Source organism: Lysinibacillus sp. VIII_CA (assembly GCF_049943995.1).
Taxonomy (GTDB): domain Bacteria; phylum Bacillota; class Bacilli; order Bacillales_A; family Planococcaceae; genus Lysinibacillus; species Lysinibacillus pinottii.
Genome location: NZ_JBNFXM010000009.1, coordinates 17,872 through 35,129 on the forward strand (window position 1 = coordinate 17,872; position 17,258 = coordinate 35,129).

A 17,258-nucleotide genomic window follows, 5' to 3' on the forward strand; every position below is an offset into this window, starting at 1 on the left:
ACCTCACTTATTTATTGAAAATAGGCTTTCTTTTATTTAAAAAAGCTTGAATACCTTCGTTATAATCATCAGAACTAAATGAATCGAGAATCAATTGAGCCAGTTCATCACTCTCTTCATTTTCACCATCCACAATAGCTTGAATTATTTTTTTACTACCTGCATTGGCAATAGGTGATTTCTTTAAAAGATGCTCTGCAAAATGCAAAGTGGCATTTTCAATTTCCTGCGGCTCATGAAGGGCAGTAATCAAACCAATGCTTTTTCCTTCCTCCGCTGTAAAAATGTTTGCTGTGTATAAAATCTCTTTAGCCTTCGCGACACCCACAATATTTATAAGTCGTTTAGTGCTTTCAAGATTATAGACAATCCCAATGTTCGCAGCGGTAATGCCAAGCTTACTCTTTGGTGTTGCCAATCTAAAGTCACATGCATTGGCTAACTCTAAGCCGCCGCCAATCGCTAAGCCCTGAATCATGGCAATCGTAGGATGTGGAAATTTATAGAGGACATCAATGGCCTTTAAAGCTAGATTATTATAGGCTTTAGCATTATCTGACGCATAGCGGATATCTAAAAATTCACTAATATCTGCGCCTGAGGAAAAGGCGACTTCATTGACACCCCGTACAATTAATAGCTTGATAGACATATCTGTACGTAACTCTTCTAGCTCGTCTATGATCGCTTGGAACATTGCTCTCGATAAAGAATTCCGTTTGTCGGGACGGTTTAACACTAGCGTTGCGATATAGCCGTTTTTCTCTACATAAATCTCAGTTGCCATGGATATCTTCCCCCTAGTCTTTCTTCAATTTGGCTGAAATGCGATTGCCTATGGATTGTATGCTTTGTACAAGGATGATTAAAATAAACACCGTTGCATACATGACATCTACCTCGTAGCGTAAATGACCATAACGGTAAGCGAGGTCGCCTAAACCACCAGCACCAACCATTCCCGCCATTGCTGTTGCGCCAATCAATCCAATTGTAGCAATCGTTAAGCCTAAAATAATGGATGGGCGTGCTTCACGTAATAATACATGCCAAATGATATGGCGACGTTTAATACCCATGGCTGTGTAGGCTTCGATAACGCCAGAATCAACCTCTAAAAGCGCTGACTCCATCAGTCTTGCAATATAAGGAGCTGTATAAACTACAAGCGGAACAATAACGCCTTTAACACCAATCGTTGTACCGACGATAACCTTTGTAAAAGGTAAAATGAAGAATAGTAAGATGATGAATGGCACTGAACGGATAATATTGATGATTAAATTAAATAATTGATAGAAAAATTTATTTTCAAAGGATTGACCAGGTCGTGTTAAAACAATTAAAAGACCTAAAGGTATACCGATTAGAATGGAAAAGAATAATGAAATTCCGACCATTTGAAATGTTTCGATAATTGCTTTGCCAATAACCTCAGACCAATCATGAAAGAAATTATTCATGGAATTCTCCTCCTAACTCTTCAACAGTAACGCCATTCTCTGCAAAATAGGTTAGCGCTTTTTGAACAATGCTTGGCTCTCCGTTTAAATGCACCACAATATTACCGACAATGCCGTTTTTTAATTCAATAATATTGGCTGTTAGGATGTTTGGTTGTACATCATATACTTTGCTGACTTCAGCTAATAATGGCTTCCCAGTACTTTCCCCAAGAAATGTTAAACGAATGACGCTACCTGAAACATTTAGCTGCTCAATAAGAGAAGGAGTTAAGTTACGCTGTGAAATGGTACTTAAAAACTTTCTTGTAGTAGGGTGTTGGGGCTTTGCAAAGAGCTCAATAGCCGTACCAAATTCAACTACTTTCCCGGCCTCTAGAACAGATACCTCATCACATATTTTCTGAATAACATTCATTTCATGTGTAATCAGTAGGATTGTAATTCCTAATTCACGATTAATTTTTAACAATAGTTCAAGAATGGCCTCTGTCGTTTCAGGATCAAGGGCACTTGTTGCTTCATCACTAAGTAAAATCTCTGGCTCTTGCGCTAGAGCGCGTGCAATTGCGACACGTTGCTTTTGTCCACCTGAAAGCTGATTGGGGTAGCTATCTAGCTTTTCTGTTAAACCTACAATTTCGGCATATTTAGCCACACGATTTTGGACTTCTGTTTCGTTATAACCAAGTAGCTTTAAGGGAACCGCAATATTGTTATAAACTGTTGCTGTCTTTAAGAGATTAAAATGTTGAAAAATCATGCCAATCTTTTGCCGTGTTTGACGTAAGTCATGAAGTGAAAGGGTAGTAATATCCACATTATCAATCAAAACCTTGCCTGCTGAGGGACGCTCTAGTAAATTAACACAACGAATAAGCGTACTTTTACCGGCACCACTATACCCAATTACACCATGAATTTGTCCTTTTTTTACATGAAGATTAATTCCGTCCACTGCCTTAATACTGCCTTTTTTCGTCTTATATTCTTTTGATATATTTTGTAATTGAATCATCAGATTACTTGCTCCTTTCTTAGCTTCTAAAAAGCAAGAATCTGCGCGATTTCCATAGTGGACAATTGGCAGATTCTCAGCCTTATATCAGCTTTTGGCATGTATTACCAGCTAGGGATTACAGAACCTTTGAATTCCTCTTCAATGAATTGGCGCACTTCATCAGACTGGTAAGCCTCAACGAATTTTTTAATTGTTGGGTCATTTTCATTTTCAGCACGAACGACAATGTAGTTCACATATGGAGAGTCAGTAGATTCTAAAAGAATAGAGTCCTCTTGTGGATTAATGCCAGCTTCCAGCGCAAAGTTCGTATTAATAGCAGCTACATCTACTTCACTAAGCTGCTTAGGAATTTGTGCGGCTTCTAATTCTATGAATTTTAAATTCTTTTTGTTTTCTTCCACGTCACGAACAGATGCTGTTAAGTCCGCTCCATCTTTTAATTTAATATAGCCTGCCTCTTGTAAAACAAAGAGAGCTCGCGCTCCATTTGTTGGGTCATTCGGTAAGCCAAATGTTGCGCCTTCAGGAACGTCATCCAATGATTTATATTTTTCAGAGTAAATCCCCATAGGATTTAAAATTGTTTTGCCAACTGGTACTAAATCTGTATCGTGATCTTTATTAAAAGTATCGAGGAAAGGTTTATGCTGATAGCTGTTTGCATCAAGATCTCCTTCAGCTAAGGATGTATTGGGTAAAACATAATCAGAAAAAGATTTTAGTTCTACTTCTAGCCCCTTTTCCTTTGCGACTTTAGCAGCTACCTCTGCAATTTGCTCATGAGGTCCTGAAGTGACACCCACGACAATTTTATTTTCATCGATAGCGTCGCTTTTTCCTGTACTATCTTCTTTAGAGCCACAGCCCGCTAGTGCTGCTACTAATGTAAGACTTGCTAAACCTACTAAAAATTTATTTTTCTTCTTCATGAAAACTACCTCCAAAAATTGTTTTATCGGTTTTTTGAAAATAAAAAAACTCTCTTATAAATTAAGAGAGGCTCATGAAAAAAAGTCCTCTCTTATCTATCAAACGAATTTCGTTTGCAGGATTTAGCACCTTCCTTCATAAAAGGAGGTTGCCGAGCTTCATAGGGCCAGTCCCTCAGCTACTCTTGATAAGAGATTCATATTATATTTTTGTATTTCCGATAGAACTAATATAATTTATAGGGTATAGTAAGTCAATAAATATTTTTGAAATTTTTTATATTGTTATAATATTTTGTCGCGAAGGAGGGGGAAGAATGCCAGTAAGAGTTAATTATGGCATAGGTTCATTTGGTAAGGTGATTAGTGCACGTCTTCTCATGGGGACAGACATCATTGAAGGAATAGAGGCACTTTGTGAAGAGAATAATATTGATTCAGCAACCATTATTAGTTGTATTGGTAGTTTTCAAAAAAGTAGCTTTGTTTATTTAGTACCCGATGAAACCTCCCACATTAAAGTTCGATTTAGTGATGTGGTAGAGAAAGAGGGGCCACTCGAGTTTATCCAAGGTTCAGGAGTGGTTTGTAAGCGTGATGCAGGATATGAAACGCATTTCCATGGTTCCATGAGTGATCAATGGGGAGTGGTTTCAGGCGGTCATTTTATAAAGGGCGGAAATATCGTCATAACAGCAGATGTAGTACTGGCAGAAGTGCAAGGCATTCAGCATATCCGTCAGATGGATGATGAAACAGGTCACGTACAATTTTATCCATTAGAACATGGGTTAGATTTTCCAAGGGAAATTGAAAAATAGTAAGTCCTGTAGCTAGTGAAAGCTACAGGACTCTATATGGTTACATGTTAAAATAATTTCAATTGCTCAATTCTTTGGATGGCCTCTCGTAAACGTTCCTCGCTTACAAGCAAGCCAATACGCACATAGCCTTCCCCATATTGACCAAAGCCATTACCTGCGGCTACTGCAATATCAGCTTTGTCGAGCAATATATCGGCGAATTGTTCGCTTGTAAAACCTAATGGGACAGGGAGCCAGGCAAAGAAGGAGCCTTTTGGTGCTGTTACTTGCCAGCCAATTCTATGCGCTTCTTCGATTAGAACATTTCGACGACGCTCATAGGTAGCTCTTAGCTCATCTGCACATTCCTGTGAAGATGTAAGGGCAATAGCTGCTGCTTGTTGAATAGCTGGAAATTGACTACAAAACAAATGATCCTGAATAAGATTAATCGCAGCAATTAAATCAGCATTACCAACAGCAAAGCCTATACGCCAACCTGCCATATTATAAGTTTTTGATAATGTGTACATTTCGATTCCAACTTCTTTTGCGCCATTGGCCTGTAAAAAGCTAATAGGCTTATTGCCATCAAATCCAATTGCACCATATGCAAAATCATGTGATACGATGATATTATGCTCCTTAGCAAAGCGAACAGTTTCTTCAAAAAATTCAAGTGTTGCTGTACCACCCGTAGGATTATTTGGGTAATTTAAGTACAGTAACTTGGCCTTTTCCTTAACTTCTTTAGGTAGGGCATCATAATCAGGTAAGAAATGATTCTCAGCAAAAAGTGGCAACACTTCAAAATTTACATCACCTAATACAACACCTGATAAGTAGTCTGGATAGCCAGGGTCTGGTAATAGCATTGTATCCCCTGGATTTAACACAGCCAAAGGTAGCTCAACAAGACCAATTTTTGTGCCACCAAGAATCGCTACTTCAGTATCGGGATTAATCTCCACATCATATTCCCGTTTATAAAAGTCGGCAGCCGCTTGACGTAGTTCGGCGATACCACGAAATGGCGAATATTTGTGGTTTTGAGGATTTTCAGCTGCTCCCTGTAATGCTTGAATAATATGAGTAGGCGTAGGCTGGTCGGGATTTCCTTGACCAAGATTAATCACATCGCGTCCTTCTTCCAAGGCATTGTTTACTTTTTGGACAAGCGCCGCAAAAAATTGAGTGGGTAATTGCTGTAGTTTTTTCGAGAATTCCATGCATGATCACCTTTTTCAGAATATAATAATTATTATTAAAGAATATGAAGCAAATAGTATTACTTTTTTTGTTAATTGTCTATAGGAGGAATTATTATGAAAATCGGTTGTATTCAGTTAAACATTGGCTTCGGCAAAGTAGAAGAAAATTTTACACGGGCGGAGGACAAGATTCGTGAAGCAGCAAAACTAGGGGCAGAAATTATTGTGCTACCGGAAATGTGGAATACAGGCTACGCATTGGAGAAACTACCAGAATTGGCGGATGTTAATGGTGAGCGTTCAAAAGTATTTTTAGCTAACTTAGCGAAGGAGCTTAGTGTACATATTGTCGGTGGCTCCGTTTCCATAAAAAAGGACGACAAGTTTTACAATACGATGTATACATTTGATAACAATGGAGTACTTGTTGGGGAATATAGCAAGGCACATCTTTTTCGTTTAATGGACGAGCATCTTTATTTAGAGGCTGGAGATGATATGAATCGATTTGCGCTAGGACCAATTGAAGCGGCTGGTGTCATTTGCTATGATATTCGTTTCCCTGAGTGGTTACGTGCACATGCCCTCCAAGGAGCGAAGGTGCTGTTTGTACCAGCTCAATGGCCGACACCTAGAATTGATCATTGGAAAACATTGCTGCAAGCGCGAGCGATTGAAAACCAATGCTTTGTTATAGCAGTTAACCGTATTTCGAGAAAAGTAGAAAACTTTAATGGGCAATCGATGATTATTCAGCCATGGGGTGAAGTGCTTTGGGTTGGTGCTGAAGACGAGGAAGTTGCAGTAATTGATGTGGATTTCTCCATAGTTGATGAAGTACGTGGAAGAATTCCTGTATACGATGATCGTCGACCAGGACTTTATCAAGATGTTGTGGTGAAAGGATAATGAGATGGCACGTTGAAGGGGAGATGCCTCTTGAACGTGCCTATTTTTTAACTCTTGTCATCAATTAAGGAGTTTGCAAGGAGCATAAATTCTAGAGTGATGCGATTATGACCCTTCATGAAATTTTCTCCGAGTAAACTTTCAAGCTTTTTTAAGCGGTGATACAGTGTTTGACGAACAATAAACAATTGGTTAGCCGTTTGCTGCTTGGAGCCGTTTGATTGTAAATAGACTTGTAATGTTTCAAGGAGCTTGCTGTTATATTTTTCATCATACTCAATAACTGGCTGTAAATAGTCATTTATAACTTCCTTTAAATTCACCTGCATTTGTAATTTATAGATTAAATGATACAAATGCAAATCGTCGTAAAAGAATGATGAAGCTTGCACCTTGCGGCAAATATATAATGTTTCTAAAGCAGTTTGATAGCTTTTGAAGATATCTTGTACATCTGCAACAACTTTACCAACTGCTATTTGAAACTCTTGAGTTTGCTGTTTTTTATAAAATTCAGTTTTAGGAAGCGAGGTGAAGATGCTATTTAGTATTTCACGAATCGCTCGACAATCTTTGGCATGAAGTAAAATAAAAATGACATAGCTTTTTCTTTCGAATAAAAACGGGATAAAGCCATGCTGTTCAAAGAGATTACGGTAATAAAGTTTACTATAGACAATATCCTCCTGCGCTTTCATGACTGTACTAGGAGTGGCCAAAATAAAGACAACGCCACTAGATTGTGAAAAGTTGGTATAGTGGGAAACGATAAATTTATAGATTTCTTCCTTGGATAGCTTTTGGTCGATCCAATCAGCTAAAATGGAGGCGTCCTCAATATTTTTTTTCTCCTCAATATAGAACTCTCGCATTAATAATTGTGCTAATGCTGTTGCTGTACGGTCTAAAATTAATAATTCAAACTCTGAAAATAGACCATCTTCACGGAATAAGGTTAAATCTGCATAATGCTGATCAAAAATATAGATGGGCTCATGTTTAAATTGCTGAGCATATTTATTCAATGCTAATAATTGCTGACGTTTACTTTTGGTCATATTAGGATATAAGACGGGTTCCCGTCCCTTAATAGAAAACATAATTTGTGTTTTTAATTCGATATACATATTTTGTAAGATGTCTTCCGTATTTTGTCCTAACACCGTATTTTTATTTAAAGTTTGTGAGTAGGATTCTAGTGTCGAAACCATTAAATACTGCTGATTTATAATTTGACTATGTAAATCCTGTGTAATGCGAACAAAAGGAACCGCTTCATGAAAAACAATAATCGGGAACTGATGACGATTTGCAATAGCAAGTATTGCTTCTGGAACTGCTTGAATAGAAGAGCCATACTCAATACAAAGGGCAGCACAATTTTTTTCAATTAAGGATTCAATAAACGTCATAAAATCTTCAATGCCATGTTGAAGACTGATCCCCGTCGTTAACACCAACTCTTCTCCAACTAAAAAATTATCTACATGGACTATTTCAAGAACATGTGCCCACTTTACGATTCTTAATAACCCCTCATGACCTGCAACTACCTCTGCATTCTGAAAGTATTTATTGTCTAAAACATGAAGTACTTTAAGTTGGAATTGGCTCAATATAGCTCCTCCTTTGGAAACATCTTTTATGACTTTTTTATCTATTATTGCTGTTTACCGTTATTAAATAGCTAGAAAACTAAATAAAGTAATATTTTAAGAATATTTAGTCTATTTTACATTATGTTTAAAACAATTGTATAGAAATTTACAGTTTGTCTATTACTTCAACGATATGAAACATGTAAGATTTTTGTAAGCGATAATCCAATCTAATAAAAGAGGTGTCAGATATGGAGCAACAAACGCATTTACAAAGAGGATTAAAGAAACGGCATATGACGATGATCGCGATAGCGGGTGTAATTGGGGCTGGCTTATTTATGGGCAGTGGCTCAGTCATTAACTTGGCGGGTCCAGGAGCAATTTTGTCGTATATATTTGCAGGAATTATTGTCATCTTAGTGATGCGTATGCTAGGTGAGATGGCGGCTGTCAATCCAACAAGTGGGTCGTTTGCACACTATGCACATGAAGCAATTGGTCCATGGGCAGGCTTTATGATTGGTTGGCTGTATTGGTTTTTCTGGGTCATTGCTATCGCATTAGAGGCAACGGCAGCAGCGGCGATTATTCAATATTGGTATGACGGAATTCCTTTATGGCTCTTAAGTTTACTTTTAACAGTAGCACTTACTTTAACAAATGTTCTTTCTGTAAAAGCCTTTGGCGAATTTGAATATTGGTTCTCTCTTATTAAGGTTGCAAGTATAGTAGTTTTTTTAGGTCTAGGCGCATTTATTATTTTTGGTATAGCACCAAACTTTAACGCTGTTGGTCTGACGAATCTAGTTGAGCAGAGTGGATTTTTACCAAACGGCTTTGGCGCTGTATTAATGGGTGTTGTCATTGTTATTTTTTCTTTTATGGGGACAGAGATTGTGGCTATCGCTGCTGGTGAGTCAGATGAACCGTTAGCAGCTGTCACAAAAGCTACGAATTCGATTACTTGGCGCATTTTAATTTTCTATGTAGGCTCAATAACAGTTGTTGTGACGTTATTGCCTTGGCACTCCTCTGATATTTTAACAAGCCCTTATGTAGCAGTGCTAGATTATATTGGTATTCCTGCCGCTGCACAAATTATGAATTTTGTTGTTTTAACAGCTGTGCTATCGTGTTTAAATTCTGCACTTTATGCAACATCACGAATGGTATTTTCTTTAGCAGAGAAGGGGGAGGCACCGAAAGCTTTTTTAAAATTAAATAAAAATGGTGCACCAGTGAATGCAATTTTAGCCGCAACATTTTTCTCTTATATTGCCGTTATTATGAATTATGTTTCACCTGATAAAGTATTTATGTTTTTGCTAAGCTCTTGTAGTGCTATTACTTTGATTCTTTATTTAATCATCGCCTTTTCACAATTGAAAATGCGTAGAAAGATTGAACGCGAAAATCCTGAGCTACTGAAGGTGAAGATGTGGCTATTTCCTTATCTAACGTATTTCACCATAGTAGCTACAACTGCCTTATTAATGGCCATGTTCTTTATTGAGTCTATGCGCTCACAAATTCTATTTACATGTGTTGTCGTTGCCGTGGTCATGATTTTTTATTTACTTACGCAAAGAAATAAGGTGATAAAACAGGTCGATGAATCAAGCTCTATTTTTAACAAAGACGAATTTGATTTTGAACAATAATCCCATGTAAGGAGAGGTTAAATGATGACAGTACAACAAAAAATGAAAACGCTAACACATTTTATCAAAGGGGAAGAGGTAGCTGGTACTAGTGGGAGATTTTCAGATGTGTATAATCCAACAACAGGTGAAACGATAGCGAGAGTACCGCTTGCTTCAAAAGATGAAGTACAGCAGGCCATTCAACAGGCTAAGGAAGCCTTTCCTGCATGGAAAAAGATGTCCATTGGGAAGAGGGTTGAGGTTTTACATCGATTCCGTCAATTGTTAGTAACAAAGCAGGAAGAGCTTATTGAAGTGATTTGTCAGGAAAGCGGGAAAACTAAAGAGGATGCGAAGGGCGAAATTATTCGAGGGATTGAATCGGTAGATATGGCGATTAGTGCCCCACAATTACTAAAAGGGGAGTATTCCGTCAATGTAGGTGGCAATATTAATGCTTTTTCTGCCAAATCACCACTCGGTGTAGTGGCAACGATTGCGCCTTTTAATTTCCCTGTTATGGTCCCTTTAGCTATTACAAGTATGGCTGTGGCAGTAGGGAATGCTGTTATTTTAAAGCCATCTGAACGTGTTCCTCATTCTGCATTATTTTTAAGTCAATTATGGAAAGAGGCGGGACTCCCTGATGGTATTTGGACAGTAGTGAATGGCGATAAAGAAGCGGTCAATGAGCTTCTAGAAAACAAAGAGATTCAAGCCATTTCCTTTGTAGGCTCTACGCCAGTAGCCGAATATATTTATCAAACGGGAACAAAGCATAATAAACGTGTGGCTGCTTTTGGTGGTGGTAAGAATTTTATGATTGTTATGCCAGATGCCAACTTGGAGCAAACTGCGAACGCCTTTTTAGGTGCTGCATACGGGGCAGCATCACAGCGCTGTATGGCGATTTCTGGAGCGCTTGTTGTTGGTCAAGATACCGAGCAGCGTTTTACAGACATATTGAAGCAGAAGATTTCACAGCTAAAGATAGGTCCTTATACAGAAGATGATGTCGATTTTGGTCCAGTAATTAGCCAACAATCGAAGGAAACGATTATCAGCTATATTGATGGGGCTGTTACTGAGGGGGCAAACCTTGTCATTGACGGACGAAATCCTAAAGTATGCGAAACATCTAATGGTTTTTATGTTGGACCAACACTACTCAATAATATTACGCCTGATATGACTATCTTCAAAGAGGAGGTATTTGGTCCAGCCCGCATAGTAGTGGGTGTAGAGACATTACAAGAAGCTATTGAATTAATTAATGACCATGAACTTGGTAATGGTGTAACGATGTTTACCAGCAGTGGTGCAGCAGCTCGTAAATTCCAAGAAGAGATTGAAGTGGGCATGGTAGGGGTTAATGTACCGATTCCAATTCCTGTCGGCTACCATAATTTCGGGGGATGGAAGCGCTCTAAGTTTGGTGAAGGGCATATGTTTGGTCCGGATCAAGCGAGATTTTTTACAAAGGCTAAAACAATCTCGGAGCGTTGGCCAGATGAAATGGAAGATGCAACAAGCTCCTTTGCCTTCCCAAGTAATAACGATGCAAAAAGCTAATCTACTGAAAAAATAAATGAGAGGGTGTTCGGCAATGACACAGATCAATCTTAAAAGTGATGTTTTAACAAAGGATGAGCAATATGTATGGCATTCAATGAAACCCTACAATCCACAAGCAACCTATGTAGTGGAAAAATCAGATGGTGCAAGAATAATAGATACAGATGGCATCGAATATATTGATGCCATGGCTGGGCTATGGTGTGTAAATGTGGGCTATGGACGTAAGGAACTGGCAGATGCCGCACATGAGCAAATGATGAAGAATGCCTATGCACCATTATCGCAGGGACATTTACCAGCCGTACAGCTAGCTGAAAAACTAAATGACTTGCTTGGTGGGGAGTACGTTATTTTCTTCTCTAATAGTGGATCAGAAGCGAATGAAACAGCTTTTAAAATAGCACGACAATATCACCAGCAAAAAGGGCAAAGCTCCCGCTATAAGATTGTCTCTCGTTACCGCGCCTACCATGGAAATTCCTTTGGGGCATTAGCAGCAACAGGGCAAGCGGAACGGAAATATAAATACGAGCCTCTGTCTCCTGGCTTTATCCATGTTGCACCGCCTGATCAATACCGTGAACATGAAGATGATGCTATTGCGCCATTAGATTTAGCCAGCGTAAGGGCTGTCGATAAAACGATGACATGGGAACTGAGTGATACGATTGCAGCCATGATTTTAGAGCCAATTATAACAGGTGGCGGCGTCATTATGCCTCCTGAAAACTATTTAAAAGGCATAGAGGAAGTATGTAAAAAGCATGGTGCTTTAATGATAGTGGATGAAGTTATTTGTGGCTTTGGTCGAACAGGTAAGCCATTTGGATTTATGAATTATGGTGTGAAACCAGATATTATTACAATGGCTAAAGGGATTACGAGTGCATACTTACCATTATCAGCAACTGCCGTAAAGCGTGAGATTTATGAGGCTTTCACTGGCACAGATGCCTATGGCTATTTCCGCCATGTCAATACATTTGGGGGCTCTCCAGTGGCATGTGCAGTTGCATTAAAAAATATTGAAATTCTAGAGCAAGAAGCGTTGTTCGACCGCTCCAAGGAGATGGGGAAGGCCACATTACAAACATTGCAAGAAAATTTACAGGATCATCCGAATGTAGGAGATGTGCGGGGCAGAGGTTTATTAATTGGGATTGAGTTAGTAGTAGATAAAGTCTCGAAAGAACCTTTACCAGTGGAGAAGGTAAATGCTGTTATTGCTGCATGCAAAGAACAAGGGGTGATTATTGGGAAAAATGGGGCAACAGTAGCCGGCTTTAATAATGTTCTGACACTATCACCACCACTAAATATTGTGCAAGCAGATCTTCAGCACATACTTGATGTAGTCGTTGAGAGTTTAAAGAAGCTTTAATAAATACTATTGGTTCTAAAGGACTCTAAATAAGAGCTTTTAGAACCTTTTTATGAAATCAGAAAAAGGTTCAATCAATAAAATAACAATCAATTTATGTAAAATAATACTGGAAAAAGGTGAACTGTAGTTTATAAAATTTTTTTTGATAATTATCTATCAAAAGTGTCCTGGCGAGGGATATTCTTTTAATTACTTCTTTTTAAACGAACAATCAATCAGAATAATCCCTTTTTATCTAGCAAGTAGAGAAAATCCTTCTCTACTTGCATCTCTTAGTCTTCTCTTTTAAACATATACCCCTTATAGGATTTATGAATAATCATGACAATTCCCATTAGCATGAAATTTGACAAAAGTGAGCTGCCCCCGTAGCTTAAAAAAGGCAAAGTAACTCCCGTGACTGGTAAAAGTCCAAGGGTCATGCCAATATTTTGAGTAATTTGGAAGGCTAATAAGCTTGATATTCCTGCGCCCATTAATGTCATAAAAGGGTCTTTTGCTTCAACTGTAATAAGCACAATCCTGTAGATGACAAAAAACAGTAAAGCAATGACGAATGCACCGCCAGCAAACCCTAATTCCTCAGCAATAGTAGAAAAAATAAAATCAGTATGTTTTTCTGGTACATAAACATTGTTATTCAGATAGCCTTTCCCGATAAATTCACCCGATCCAATGGCTAAAAAGCCCTGGCGTACTTGAAACGAAGAATCTATGTAATCATAAGGCTGCAGCCAACCATAAATACGAGATACTTGATGTCCTGATAGGGCACCTAAAATTTTTTCCGTGAAAAAATCATTAAATCTGACATAAAGTACTACAACTGTACTGATAAGAACTAGAGGAATGGCCGTAAACACAATCAGTAACTTTCTATGAATACCCGAAAAAAGTATCATGGGTAGAATCATTGCCATGTATAACATAACCATGCCTGTGTCGGGTTGTTTATAAACAAGGAGCGATGGAGGAAGGACGATGAGTCCGATTTTTACTAATAGCCATAAATCAGCTAGATAAGAGGGGCGTCCATTTTTCTCTTGATGAGAGATAATGACTTTACTCACAACAATTAAAAAGGCGAATTTTAAGAACTCAGATGGCTGAAGGGAGCCTAGAAATGGTATTTGATACCAAGATTTAGCCTCGTTTATCGTCCGTGCAATACTTTCTGGTGCTACTATGAGTCCAGCAGTTAATGCTACGGCTAATCCATAAAACGGCCATCCAATCTTTTTTAATTGTTCAATATCAAGTAAGGAAATCCCAAACATGATCATAAACCCAATGAGATAAAAGATAAATTGCTTCATAATGAAGGAACTGGTATATTGTCCGAAATTGACACTGCTAGAATGGACAAAAAGACAGCTAAAACCTCCAATGAAAAAGAGGCTCACAACTAAACTTCCATCCAATTTCTTAAGCTGCGACAAATGTAACACCTTCTTTCTATAGTTAATATTATAAACGCTGGTAATGTGTGGAAGGTTGCAACTATTTACATGATGCAAATAAAGGATATTTGTACATGTTGATTTGTACGGTAAATTACCTATATGGGATGAGTGAGTGGGCATAATTTCTTAATTCTTCGTCTAATCTTTACAAAAATATAACACTGGCTTTATATCTTCATACTATCATTATTGGTAAGAGTTGGAGGAGGAGCCAGAGATCATGCATTTTTTTCGTTTCATTAAGGTGAAGGACAAGTTACTTGTACTTATGATTGTTTGTGTATTATCGAATGTATTGCTAGGTGTATTTAGTGTGGATTATTTGAGAAAAATGTCGTGGCATGCAAGTGAGAGTTACAAACAGGGGCTTGTTCCAATTGGATGGCTAAATGAGCTGGAGGAATCGCAACGTCAATTAGATTTTATCGTTGATTCTGATGGTGATTATAAAAGAATGTCAGCCATTTTAAAAGACGTGGATAAGCCGTTAGACCATTTAAAAGGGCAAGAAATTGATAAAAAAATGAGTCATCAAATTAATAAGTATAAATCCTTGCTAGGAAAGCAGAGAGAAAAGATTGAGGGCTACCAGCAATTGAAACAAAGTGAACAAGAGAAATTTTATTCACAGACGTTTCTACCAATAAGTCAGGAAATTCATACATTATTAGAAGAAACTCAAAACTATCTTGTTCAACGAGCAAAAGACCAACAACAGTCCTATCAAGAAGATGTACAATTTGGTTATTGGCTGCTTGGTGGGGTGTGTTTAACAGTTGTGATGCTAGTTATTATTATAGGATTTATAGCAACAAAGGCAGTCAATGTACCTACACGACAATTGAAATCATTATTAAAGCAAGCTGAACAGGGTAATTTCACTGCCAATGCAAGTTATGTGGCTCATGATGAGCTAGGTGAGGTAGTGCTTTCTTACAATCAAATGGTCACAGAAGTGAAACGTTTACTCCATACAGTTACGGACAGTGCCTACGAAGTGGAGAAAATGACCGGGAAATTGCAGGAGTCCTCAGAGGAATCCTCTACAACAACATTAAAAATAGCTAAAGATGTACAGTCTATTTCAGATTCAACAGCCGCGTCTACTAATAAATTGGCCTCCAATACATCATCACTAGAAGAAGTTTTAAATGATGTACAGGTCATATTAGAGAAAATTCAAATTGTGGAAAATTTCGCCCACAAAACTGCTAGAGATGCGGAGAGCGGTACTGAAATTGTGCAGGCCAATTTGGCGCAAATGCAGACGATTAAGCAAGCTGTCGAGAAATCCAATACAGCCATTTTTAATTTAGTTCAACGAGCATCATCTATCGATCAAATGATAGAGGTCATCGAAAGAATAACAGCTCAAACAAATCTATTGGCGTTAAATGCATCTATTGAAGCGGCAAGAGCGGGCGAGCATGGCAAGGGATTTGCAGTAGTAGCGAATGAGGTACGTAAGCTTGCGGAGCAAACCGTCCATTCTACACAAACTATTACATCCATTGTACAAAACATTCATTTGGATTCAAGCTATGCAGTGCAAATGATGGAGGGCGTTCTAGTGGCAACCGAGAAAGGCGTTACTGTAACAGGACAAACGGCTTCAAGTTTTGATCAAATTTTAGAAAAAGTACATACAATCAAGCCTTATATTATGGAAGTATCTTCTACAGTTCAAGAGATTGCCAATCATACAAAAAAAGTTAGTGATGATGCGGTTATGTTGACATCGTTATCTGATACGAATACAGTATCGACAAAGCATGTTGCTGCTTTAACAGCCAATCAATTAACAGCACAGCAACATTTCCATAATTATATTAAAGAATTACGAAAGGTATCAAAAGTGCTACAAATAGCCGTTAAACGTTTTTCAATATAATTTAGTCATTCATATCTTAATGGGCGATTGAATCTCCTTTGTAAAGTTAGCAAAGGGGATTCTTTTTATTTGCTCTAATAACTTGTTGGATGGTAGTTTTAAAATATGTCCTCTGTGAATATACAAATGTATTTGATATATTTTTGTAGCACAATAATTTAAAATGTTCATATACTGAGAAGTAAGGGATAGTATGTTTCTTTTATGAATATTTTTAATATAATTGTTGTATTTTCAAAACGAACACATTATAATGAATTTCATTGAAAGTGTTATTAAATCAATGTTTGTTAATATATTTTTGTACTTTCCATAAGTACAATTGTTCACATGTGGAGGTTTTGAGAAATGAAAAAAATTATGGTTACCGGAGCACTTGGTCAAATTGGTTCTGAGCTTGTAGAAAAACTTCGTAGTATTTATGGAGAGGACAATATACTTGCTACTGACATTAGAAAGCTTGACCATACTGAGGGCCCGTTTGAGATATTGGACGTTACAGATGGACAAAGAATGCATGATTTAGCAAAGGACTTTGGTGCTGATACAATGATGCATTTAGCAGCACTATTATCAGCTACAGCTGAAAGAAATCCTTTGTTGGCTTGGAATTTAAATATGGGTGGATTAATGAATGCTTTGGAAGTTTCACGAGAGTTAAATATGCAATTCTTCACACCAAGCTCAATAGGGGCATTCGGACCATCTACACCGAAGGAAGACACACCTCAGGATACATTGCAACGCCCGACAACTATGTATGGTGTTAATAAAGTGGCTGGCGAATTATTATGTGATTATTACTTCAGCCGTTTTGGAGTAGATACACGTGGTGTCCGTTTCCCAGGTTTAATTTCTTATGTAACACCCCCTGGCGGTGGTACAACTGATTATGCGGTAGAGATTTTCTACGAAGCGATTGAACAAGGTAAGTATACATCTTATATTCAAGAAGGTACGTATATGGATATGATGTACATGCCAGATGCTTTACAGGCAATTGTCGATTTAATGGAAGCCGATGGTAGTAAGCTTGTTCACCGTAATGCTTTTAATATAACAGCAATGAGTTTTGAACCATCGCAAATCGCAGCTGAAATAAAAAAACATTTACCGAACTTTACAATGAACTATCAGGTTGACCCAGTTCGTCAGGCAATAGCAGATAGCTGGCCAAACTCAATAAATATTGAAGCGGCACAAAAAGAGTGGGGCTTTAAAGCAGAGTACGATTTGTCAAAAATGACGGTAGATATGTTAGAAAAGCTAAAAATTAAACTGCATAAAAGAGCGATTTCAAAATAGCGATTGAACGGATGATGTGATAGACTTCATCCGTTTTTTTTATGAAATAAATGG

14 protein-coding genes and 1 riboswitch are annotated in these 17,258 nt (G+C 37.9%); of the genes, 7 read left to right on the forward strand and 7 right to left on the reverse strand.

Translation table 11 applies throughout. From position 1 onward, the window contains the following. Positions 1–7 precede the first annotated feature (7 nt). The 4 genes from ACP3VS_RS13530 to ACP3VS_RS13545 form a co-directional block, all read right to left on the reverse strand. Positions 8–787, reverse strand: coding sequence for an enoyl-CoA hydratase/isomerase family protein (locus tag ACP3VS_RS13530; RefSeq protein ID WP_036166791.1), 780 nt, complete (start codon positions 785–787; stop codon positions 8–10). 13 nt (positions 788–800) lie between these two features. Next, the gene (locus ACP3VS_RS13535) at positions 801–1,463 is read right to left on the reverse strand and encodes a methionine ABC transporter permease (protein ID WP_031418426.1); all 663 of its coding nucleotides are present in this window, start codon (positions 1,461–1,463) and stop codon (positions 801–803) included. Beyond that, a complete protein-coding gene (locus ACP3VS_RS13540; protein ID WP_012292675.1) occupies positions 1,456–2,481 on the reverse strand; it encodes a methionine ABC transporter ATP-binding protein in 1,026 nt (341 codons plus the stop codon). The genes ACP3VS_RS13535 and ACP3VS_RS13540 overlap by 8 nt, the downstream gene beginning before the upstream one ends. Positions 2,482–2,585: 104 nt before the next feature. Then, positions 2,586–3,416: a MetQ/NlpA family ABC transporter substrate-binding protein gene (locus ACP3VS_RS13545; RefSeq protein ID WP_012292676.1), complete on the reverse strand. Its 831-nt coding sequence runs from the start codon at positions 3,414–3,416 to the stop codon at positions 2,586–2,588. An 89-nt stretch (positions 3,417–3,505) separates the two neighbouring features. Next, positions 3,506–3,611, reverse strand: a riboswitch (SAM riboswitch). 122 nt (positions 3,612–3,733) lie between these two features. On the opposite strand from ACP3VS_RS13545, the gene ACP3VS_RS13550 reads away from it, so the two are divergent. Further along, positions 3,734–4,237 (forward strand): PPC domain-containing DNA-binding protein, encoded by a 504-nt coding sequence (locus ACP3VS_RS13550; RefSeq protein WP_099806409.1) that lies wholly within the window; start codon positions 3,734–3,736, stop codon positions 4,235–4,237. Positions 4,238–4,284: 47 nt separating this feature from the next. On the opposite strand, the gene ACP3VS_RS13555 is transcribed toward ACP3VS_RS13550, so the two are convergent. Then, positions 4,285–5,448, reverse strand: coding sequence for a pyridoxal phosphate-dependent aminotransferase (locus ACP3VS_RS13555; RefSeq protein ID WP_031418428.1), 1,164 nt, complete (start codon positions 5,446–5,448; stop codon positions 4,285–4,287). A gap of 96 nt (positions 5,449–5,544) precedes the next feature. Here ACP3VS_RS13555 and ACP3VS_RS13560 point away from each other — a divergent pair, with 96 nt between their 5' ends. Next, positions 5,545–6,339 carry a carbon-nitrogen family hydrolase gene (locus ACP3VS_RS13560; RefSeq protein ID WP_012292679.1) on the forward strand — a complete coding sequence of 265 codons (795 nt, stop codon included), beginning with the start codon at positions 5,545–5,547 and terminating at the stop codon, positions 6,337–6,339. 47 nt (positions 6,340–6,386) lie between these two features. On the opposite strand, the gene ACP3VS_RS13565 is transcribed toward ACP3VS_RS13560, so the two are convergent. Next, a complete protein-coding gene (locus ACP3VS_RS13565) occupies positions 6,387–7,955 on the reverse strand; it encodes a PucR family transcriptional regulator (RefSeq protein WP_012292680.1) in 1,569 nt (522 codons plus the stop codon). 233 nt (positions 7,956–8,188) lie between these two features. On the opposite strand from ACP3VS_RS13565, the gene ACP3VS_RS13570 reads away from it, so the two are divergent. Genes ACP3VS_RS13570 through ACP3VS_RS13580 form a run of 3 tightly spaced genes read left to right on the forward strand, consistent with a single transcriptional unit; the run spans position 8,189 to position 12,542 of the window. Continuing rightward, the gene (locus tag ACP3VS_RS13570; RefSeq protein WP_426388939.1) at positions 8,189–9,601 is read left to right on the forward strand and encodes an amino acid permease; all 1,413 of its coding nucleotides are present in this window, start codon (positions 8,189–8,191) and stop codon (positions 9,599–9,601) included. A gap of 24 nt (positions 9,602–9,625) precedes the next feature. Next, entirely contained in the window at positions 9,626–11,155 is a 1,530-nt protein-coding gene (locus tag ACP3VS_RS13575) for a CoA-acylating methylmalonate-semialdehyde dehydrogenase (protein ID WP_036166826.1), read from the forward strand. Between the two features lie 34 nt (positions 11,156–11,189). Beyond that, a complete protein-coding gene (locus ACP3VS_RS13580; RefSeq protein WP_207889612.1) occupies positions 11,190–12,542 on the forward strand; it encodes an aspartate aminotransferase family protein in 1,353 nt (450 codons plus the stop codon). A gap of 275 nt (positions 12,543–12,817) precedes the next feature. On the opposite strand, the gene ACP3VS_RS13585 is transcribed toward ACP3VS_RS13580, so the two are convergent. Beyond that, the gene (locus ACP3VS_RS13585) at positions 12,818–13,984 is read right to left on the reverse strand and encodes an FtsW/RodA/SpoVE family cell cycle protein (protein WP_031418432.1); all 1,167 of its coding nucleotides are present in this window, start codon (positions 13,982–13,984) and stop codon (positions 12,818–12,820) included. A 244-nt stretch (positions 13,985–14,228) separates the two neighbouring features. On the opposite strand from ACP3VS_RS13585, the gene ACP3VS_RS13590 reads away from it, so the two are divergent. After that, positions 14,229–15,899 carry a HAMP domain-containing methyl-accepting chemotaxis protein gene (locus tag ACP3VS_RS13590; RefSeq protein WP_012292685.1) on the forward strand — a complete coding sequence of 557 codons (1,671 nt, stop codon included), beginning with the start codon at positions 14,229–14,231 and terminating at the stop codon, positions 15,897–15,899. 348 nt (positions 15,900–16,247) lie between these two features. Then, on the forward strand, positions 16,248–17,204 hold the full coding sequence (locus tag ACP3VS_RS13595) for an L-threonine 3-dehydrogenase (protein WP_426388942.1): 957 nt from the start codon (positions 16,248–16,250) through the stop codon (positions 17,202–17,204). The last annotated feature ends 54 nt before the right edge of the window (positions 17,205–17,258 follow it).

Coding starts and splice junctions, on each gene's coding strand:
- ACP3VS_RS13530 (WP_036166791.1), bottom strand. CDS start 787: ATGGCAACTGAGATTTATGTAGAGAAAAACGGCTATATCGCAACGCTA.
- ACP3VS_RS13535 (WP_031418426.1), bottom strand. CDS start 1,463: ATGAATAATTTCTTTCATGATTGGTCTGAGGTTATTGGCAAAGCAATT.
- ACP3VS_RS13540 (WP_012292675.1), bottom strand. CDS start 2,481: ATGATTCAATTACAAAATATATCAAAAGAATATAAGACGAAAAAAGGC.
- ACP3VS_RS13545 (WP_012292676.1), bottom strand. CDS start 3,416: ATGAAGAAGAAAAATAAATTTTTAGTAGGTTTAGCAAGTCTTACATTA.
- ACP3VS_RS13550 (WP_099806409.1), top strand. CDS start 3,734: ATGCCAGTAAGAGTTAATTATGGCATAGGTTCATTTGGTAAGGTGATT.
- ACP3VS_RS13555 (WP_031418428.1), bottom strand. CDS start 5,448: ATGGAATTCTCGAAAAAACTACAGCAATTACCCACTCAATTTTTTGCG.
- ACP3VS_RS13560 (WP_012292679.1), top strand. CDS start 5,545: ATGAAAATCGGTTGTATTCAGTTAAACATTGGCTTCGGCAAAGTAGAA.
- ACP3VS_RS13570 (WP_426388939.1), top strand. CDS start 8,189: ATGGAGCAACAAACGCATTTACAAAGAGGATTAAAGAAACGGCATATG.
- ACP3VS_RS13575 (WP_036166826.1), top strand. CDS start 9,626: ATGACAGTACAACAAAAAATGAAAACGCTAACACATTTTATCAAAGGG.
- ACP3VS_RS13580 (WP_207889612.1), top strand. CDS start 11,190: ATGACACAGATCAATCTTAAAAGTGATGTTTTAACAAAGGATGAGCAA.
- ACP3VS_RS13590 (WP_012292685.1), top strand. CDS start 14,229: ATGCATTTTTTTCGTTTCATTAAGGTGAAGGACAAGTTACTTGTACTT.
- ACP3VS_RS13595 (WP_426388942.1), top strand. CDS start 16,248: ATGAAAAAAATTATGGTTACCGGAGCACTTGGTCAAATTGGTTCTGAG.